This is a genomic window from Phenylobacterium sp., from assembly GCF_036501465.1.
Lineage (GTDB): Bacteria > Pseudomonadota > Alphaproteobacteria > Caulobacterales > Caulobacteraceae > Phenylobacterium.
Genome location: NZ_DASYAF010000024.1, coordinates 1 through 4932, shown reverse-complemented (window position 1 = coordinate 4932; position 4932 = coordinate 1). Strand labels below are relative to the sequence as shown.

Annotated in this window: 7 protein-coding genes and 2 pseudogenes; 6 read left to right on the top strand and 3 right to left on the bottom strand. The window is 69.5% G+C overall.

Annotated features, from left to right (window positions below; genetic code table 11):
- Window positions 1–340 (top strand): annotated as a pseudogene (locus VGL85_RS02370) (hypothetical protein); the annotation flags it as partial.
- Between the two features lie 82 nt (window positions 341–422).
- The gene (locus VGL85_RS02365) at window positions 423–728 is read left to right on the top strand and encodes a hypothetical protein (protein WP_331585605.1); all 306 of its coding nucleotides are present in this window, start codon (window positions 423–425) and stop codon (window positions 726–728) included.
- Between the two features lie 70 nt (window positions 729–798).
- Here VGL85_RS02365 and VGL85_RS02360 read toward each other — a convergent pair.
- The 3 genes and pseudogenes from VGL85_RS02360 to VGL85_RS02350 all read right to left on the bottom strand — a co-directional run.
- Window positions 799–849 (bottom strand): annotated as a pseudogene (locus tag VGL85_RS02360) (hypothetical protein); the annotation flags it as partial.
- Window positions 846–1487 (bottom strand): NrsF family protein, encoded by a 642-nt coding sequence (locus VGL85_RS02355; protein WP_331585604.1) that lies wholly within the window; start codon window positions 1485–1487, stop codon window positions 846–848. The gene VGL85_RS02355 and the pseudogene VGL85_RS02360, both read right to left, overlap by 4 nt.
- On the bottom strand, window positions 1474–2013 hold the full coding sequence (locus tag VGL85_RS02350) for a sigma-70 family RNA polymerase sigma factor (protein WP_331585603.1): 540 nt from the start codon (window positions 2011–2013) through the stop codon (window positions 1474–1476). Before VGL85_RS02350 ends, VGL85_RS02355 begins: the two co-directional genes overlap by 14 nt.
- Before the next feature lie 217 nt (window positions 2014–2230).
- Here VGL85_RS02350 and VGL85_RS02345 point away from each other — a divergent pair, with 217 nt between their 5' ends.
- From VGL85_RS02345 to VGL85_RS02330, 4 genes are all read left to right on the top strand, one after another.
- A complete protein-coding gene (locus VGL85_RS02345; protein ID WP_331585602.1) occupies window positions 2231–2986 on the top strand; it encodes a DUF1223 domain-containing protein in 756 nt (251 codons plus the stop codon).
- A 125-nt stretch (window positions 2987–3111) separates the two neighbouring features.
- Window positions 3112–3381, top strand: a complete 270-nt coding sequence (locus VGL85_RS02340; RefSeq protein ID WP_331585601.1) for a hypothetical protein — start codon at window positions 3112–3114, stop codon at window positions 3379–3381.
- A gap of 53 nt (window positions 3382–3434) precedes the next feature.
- On the top strand, window positions 3435–4307 hold the full coding sequence (locus tag VGL85_RS02335) for a cytochrome b/b6 domain-containing protein (RefSeq protein WP_331585600.1): 873 nt from the start codon (window positions 3435–3437) through the stop codon (window positions 4305–4307).
- The coding region (locus VGL85_RS02330) for a molybdopterin-dependent oxidoreductase (RefSeq protein ID WP_331585599.1) at window positions 4307–4932 on the top strand (626 nt) is incomplete at its 3' end. The genes VGL85_RS02335 and VGL85_RS02330, both read left to right, overlap by 1 nt.

Sequence of the window (4932 nt, the reverse complement as noted above, 5' to 3'; positions counted from 1 at the left end):
GGCCGCCAACGAGCCCGAGCCCTTTCCGGCCCAGCCGACCCCGCTCGAACCGGCGCGCGCCGAGGGCGCCGAGGCGGCGCGCGCCTCGGTGCGCTCGATCTTCGACCAGACCCGCGACGAACCCGAGCGCGCCGGCATTGGCCCGCTGATCGTCCTCGGCCTGATCGGGCTTTCCCTGTTCGCCGGCGGCCTCTACTGGGCCTTCGTCTCCAGGCCCTCCGGCGGCCTGATCGGCTCGCCGGTCCTCGGCTTCGCCCTGGGCTTTCTCGGCATAATCTGCGTTGGCAGCGCCGCCTATTTCCTGGTCGAACGGCTCGGCGGCGACAGCGATCATCTTTGAGTGATAAGGCGCGTGATCCGCGCCGCTTCGGCCTGCTTAGGCGTTATAGGGGATGCAGGGAGCCGCCCTGGGACCTGACGCCATGCGCCCGACATTGCTGGCCCTGATCGCCGTCGCCACCCTGTCCGCCGCCCCGGCGGCGATGGCGGCGCCGACCTGCCAGGACCGCAATGGCGACACCATCCGCTGCGGGACGGCGGGCGCCATGCCGGTGGGCTGGACCCTGCCAGCGGCGCAGCGTTCGCGGGTGCTGGCGGCGCGGCCGCCGGAGCCGCCCGCCGACCTGCTCGGGCTCGGCCTGTTCCTGGTCGGCTTCTTCGCGCTGCTGGCCCTGCTGCCCGACTTCGACGGCCAGTGGGACCGCCAGGAGCTGGACGAGGAAGAGTGACCTGCCAGCAGCCACAGCCGCCGTCGGCGACCAGGACGCCGCCGGTCACCAGGCTGGCGGCGTCGGAGGCGAGGACGAGGGCGGCCGCGGCGACCTCCTCGGGCTCGCCCTGCCGGGTCACCACCTCAGCATGAAGCGCCCGAGCACCGCGCCGATCAGGCCGGAGACGAGAACGCCGAGGGTGTACCAGAGGCCGACAAAGACAAAGGTCGCCTCGGGGCAGTGCAGACCATAGACGGTCGCCCCGACGGCGCCGGAGAAGGCGCCAGCGGCGAAACCCGCGGCCATGGGGCGGGTAGGCGCGAGGCGCCGAAGCACCAGCAGGCAGATCAGGGTCATCGGCGCGGCGACCATGACGATGTGGCGGGAGCACACCGTCCAGGACACGCCCTGAATGGCGCCCAGGCGAGCGGCGTCGGTCATCGGCGCGAACTGAAGGATCGCCATGGTCTCGAACAGCGCCAGCACGGCGAGCGCCATCAGGGCGGCTGAGCGGGCCGACACTCCGGGACGCCCGAGCCGCTCGGTCGCCAGGAAGCCGGCGGTCGCCAAGGCCGCGGTATAGGCCGCCTTGATCCAGAAGAAGCCGCCGCTCGCGGCCCTGGCCAGGTCCGGCCGCGGTTGCAGCCAGACAATCACCAGCGCCAGGGCGACACCGGCGCCGGCCAGGGCGGCCAGGGCCAGTCGCCGCGGCGCCGCGGCGGGCGAGACCGAACGCGTGTCGGCGGCCAGAAGCTCGATCAACTCAGGCGTCCGCACGGCGCATCCTTCCGGCGAGCATCCTCAGCGCACGATGCAGGGCCACCTTGGCCGCGCCCTCGCTGACGCCTGCCCTGGCGCCGGCCTCGCTGAGGCTGAATCCCCTGATCTTGACGTCCTCGATCAGGCCGCGTTGCCGCGCCGGCAGGGAGCCAAGCGCACGGGTGATGTCCAATCCCTCGTCGGATCGCGCTGGCTCGGCGGACAAGAAGTCTTCCACATCGTCCAGAGGCGTCGCGACGCGAATTCTTCGCCGCCGCCAATAGTCGATCAGCTTGTAGCGGGCGATCGCGTAGGCCCAGGCGGTAAAGGGCTGGGCGCGGTCATAGGAGGCTCCGCGCAAATGAACCGCCAGCAGAGTCTCCTGCACCAGGTCCTCCACGTCGTCCCGAGTCGATGACATCCGCTGCGAGAAATAGGCTCTCAAACGCTCGCTCAGCAGGGTTAGCAGTTGGCGATGCGCGCTTGCGTCGCCGTCGAGCCCGCTCAGCATCAGGCTCTTCAACCGCGCCTCGAAATCGTCCACCAACACCTCTGTTCGCTCGAGCGGGGCCAATGGTTACACGGGCGCCCGGCATGATCCAAGCCGCGACAGGGCTGGATGCAGACCGCCAAACCGCGGGGCCCCGGTAAAAATCGAACAAAGCGCGCGCCACCTGTAACCGAAGAGGCCGCACGGCCGAATTGGATTTCGCAAACGCCGGCGGGACCGATTCCATGTCCGGAGATTTGGGAGATCTTGGATGCGCGATCCTGTTCGCCGCAACGGCTCGTCAGACCCGATCCCGGTTCGGGCGGTGCGAACCAGGGCCGCACTCAGCGCGGCGTTCGTCCTGGCCGCCTTTCTGGCTGGGACCGCCGGCGCCGCCCCGGCCGAACCGCCTGTTGTCGTGGAACTGTTCACCAGTCAGGGCTGCTCGTCCTGCCCGCCCGCCAACGCGACCCTCTCGATCCTGGCCGACCGCCCGGACGTTCTGGCCCTGAGTTTCGGCGTCACCTATTGGGACGATCTGGGCTGGAAAGACACATTTGCCAGTCCCCAGTTTACGGCCCGCCAGTGGAGCTATGCCCGGGGGCTGCACCATGACGACGTGGCGACGCCGCAGATGGTGGTGCAGGGCCGGGCCGATACGGTGGGTCAGACGCCTTCCGAGGTGGAACCGCTGATCCGGGCGGCAAAGGCGGACCTGAAAGCCGAGCCCTCGATCGTCTTTCGGGGCGAGCACGTGACCATCGCCGCGGCGGCCGCCCGCCGGCCGGCCGACGTCTGGCTGGTGCGCTACGACCCGCGGACCGTTCAGGTTCCTGTTCGCCGTGGCGAAAACGGCGGGCGCACCCTGCCGCACCGCGACGTGGTGCGAGAACTGACCCGGCTCGGGGCCTGGAACGGGTCGGCGGCCACATTCAGCTTCAGCCGTTCGGCCGATCCCGCGCTGCGCACGGCGGTGCTGGTCCAGGCGGCCGCGGGAGGCCCGATCCTGGCGGCCGCCAAGGGCTGATCCACAAGCTTCGAGGCCGCCTGCGCCCCTGGCGCCTCGGTCCTCAAGCCGCCTTCGCATTGGCGACGGCGGAAACACACCCGGGGCCGATCTCGGCCTCGTGACCCTGAAGAAAGACCTGATCCATGAAGACCCAAGTTGTCCGCTTCTGCGCCATCGCCCTCGGCGTCGGCGCCCTGGCCCTGGCGGGCGCCGCAAACGCCGACGCCATGGCCTCCGGCGCGATGTCGTCGAGTAGCACGATGGCCAAGCATCACGTCCACCACATGGCCAAGCCGATGAAGATGAAGGCCAAGGCCGCGATGGCTTCCGGGGCGATGGCTTCCGGCGCGATGGCCTCCGGCGCGATGTCGTCGGACGCCATGTCGTCCGGCAGCATGGCCGCGGGCCACTAGCCCGCGTTGCTCGCCCTGCCAGCCGGCGGGGCGAGCCTTCGAGGATGGACGCCATGATCGATGCCGCGACGCCCAGCACGCCGAAAGCAAGGCCGACGCAGGACCGCCGGGAGATCGTCTACCGGCATCGCCTGGTCACGCGGCTGACCCATTGGGTCAACCTGCTGTGCGTCAGTCTCCTGCTGATGAGCGGTCTGCAGATCCTCAACGCCCATCCGGCCCTGTATTGGGGCCAATACGGCGCCGACGCCGACCGCCCCTTCATTGAATTTACGGCGAGGGAAGAAGGAGGCGCCCAGGTCGGAGAAACCCGCGTTGGCGGGCTCACCTTCTCGACCACCGGCCTGCTTGGCGCCTCGAGGGCGCCGGGCGGCGGCCTGGCGGCGCGCGGCTTTCCGTCCTGGATCACCCTGCCCAGCTATCAGGACCTGGCGACGGGGCGCCGCTGGCACTTCTTCTTCGCCTGGCTTTTCGTCATCAACGGCCTCGTCTATCTGGCGGCCGGCCTTGTCTCGGGGCATTTTCGGCGTGACCTGGCCCCGGCCTGGGCGGAGCTGCGACCGCGCCACATCCTGAAGGATGTCTGGGACCACGCACGGCTGAGGTTCCCGACCGGCGAGGCGGCGAAGCGCTACAACATCCTGCAGAAGGCCGCCTATATCGCGGTGATCGTGCTTCTGGCCGCCATGGTGATGACCGGGCTGACCATGTCGCCAGGCGTGGACGCGGCCGCGCCTTGGCTGCTCGATCTCTTCGGCGGCCGGCAGTCGGCCCGCACGATCCATTTCCTTTCCGCCAGCCTGATCGTGAGCTTCATCGCCGTGCACCTGCTGATGGTGCTGCTCGCCGGCCCGGTCAATGAAGTCCGCTCGATGATCACCGGCCGCTACGTCCTGCCCAGAGCCCGCGCTACGGACCAGCCTTGATGGACACGTCGCCATTTTCACGCCGCGGCCTGCTGACCGCCGGCGCCGCCGGCCTTGGCGGCCTGCTGCTCGCCGGCTGCGACCGGCTTTCCGGCTCGCCGAGATTTCAAAGCCTCCTGGGGTCCGCCGAGCCGCTGACCTACAGGGCGCAACGGCTTCTGCTGGCGGGCCAGCCGCTCGCGCGCGAGTTCAAGCCGTCGGACATCTCGCCGGTCTTCAAGACCAACGGCACCACCCAGCCTGGCGGCGACGCCTATCAGGCGCTGACGGCCAATGGTTTCGCCGACTGGCGACTGAAGATCGACGGACTTGTGGCGCGGCCGCTCAGCCTGTCCCTCGCCGAGCTGAAACGCCTGCCACAGCGCACCCAGATCACCCGTCACGACTGCGTGGAGGGTTGGAGCGCCATCGGCCAGTGGACCGGCGCGCCGTTGGGCCCGGTGCTGAGAGCCGCCGGCCTCGCCCCCAACGCGCGTTTCGCCGTCTTCCACTGCGCCGACGATCTCGACGGGAGCGTCGACGGTTCGGGCCTCTACTATGAGAGCATCGATCTCATCGACGCCTTCCACCCGCAGACCATCCTCGCCCATTCGATGAACGGCCAGCCGCTGGCCGTCGCTCACGG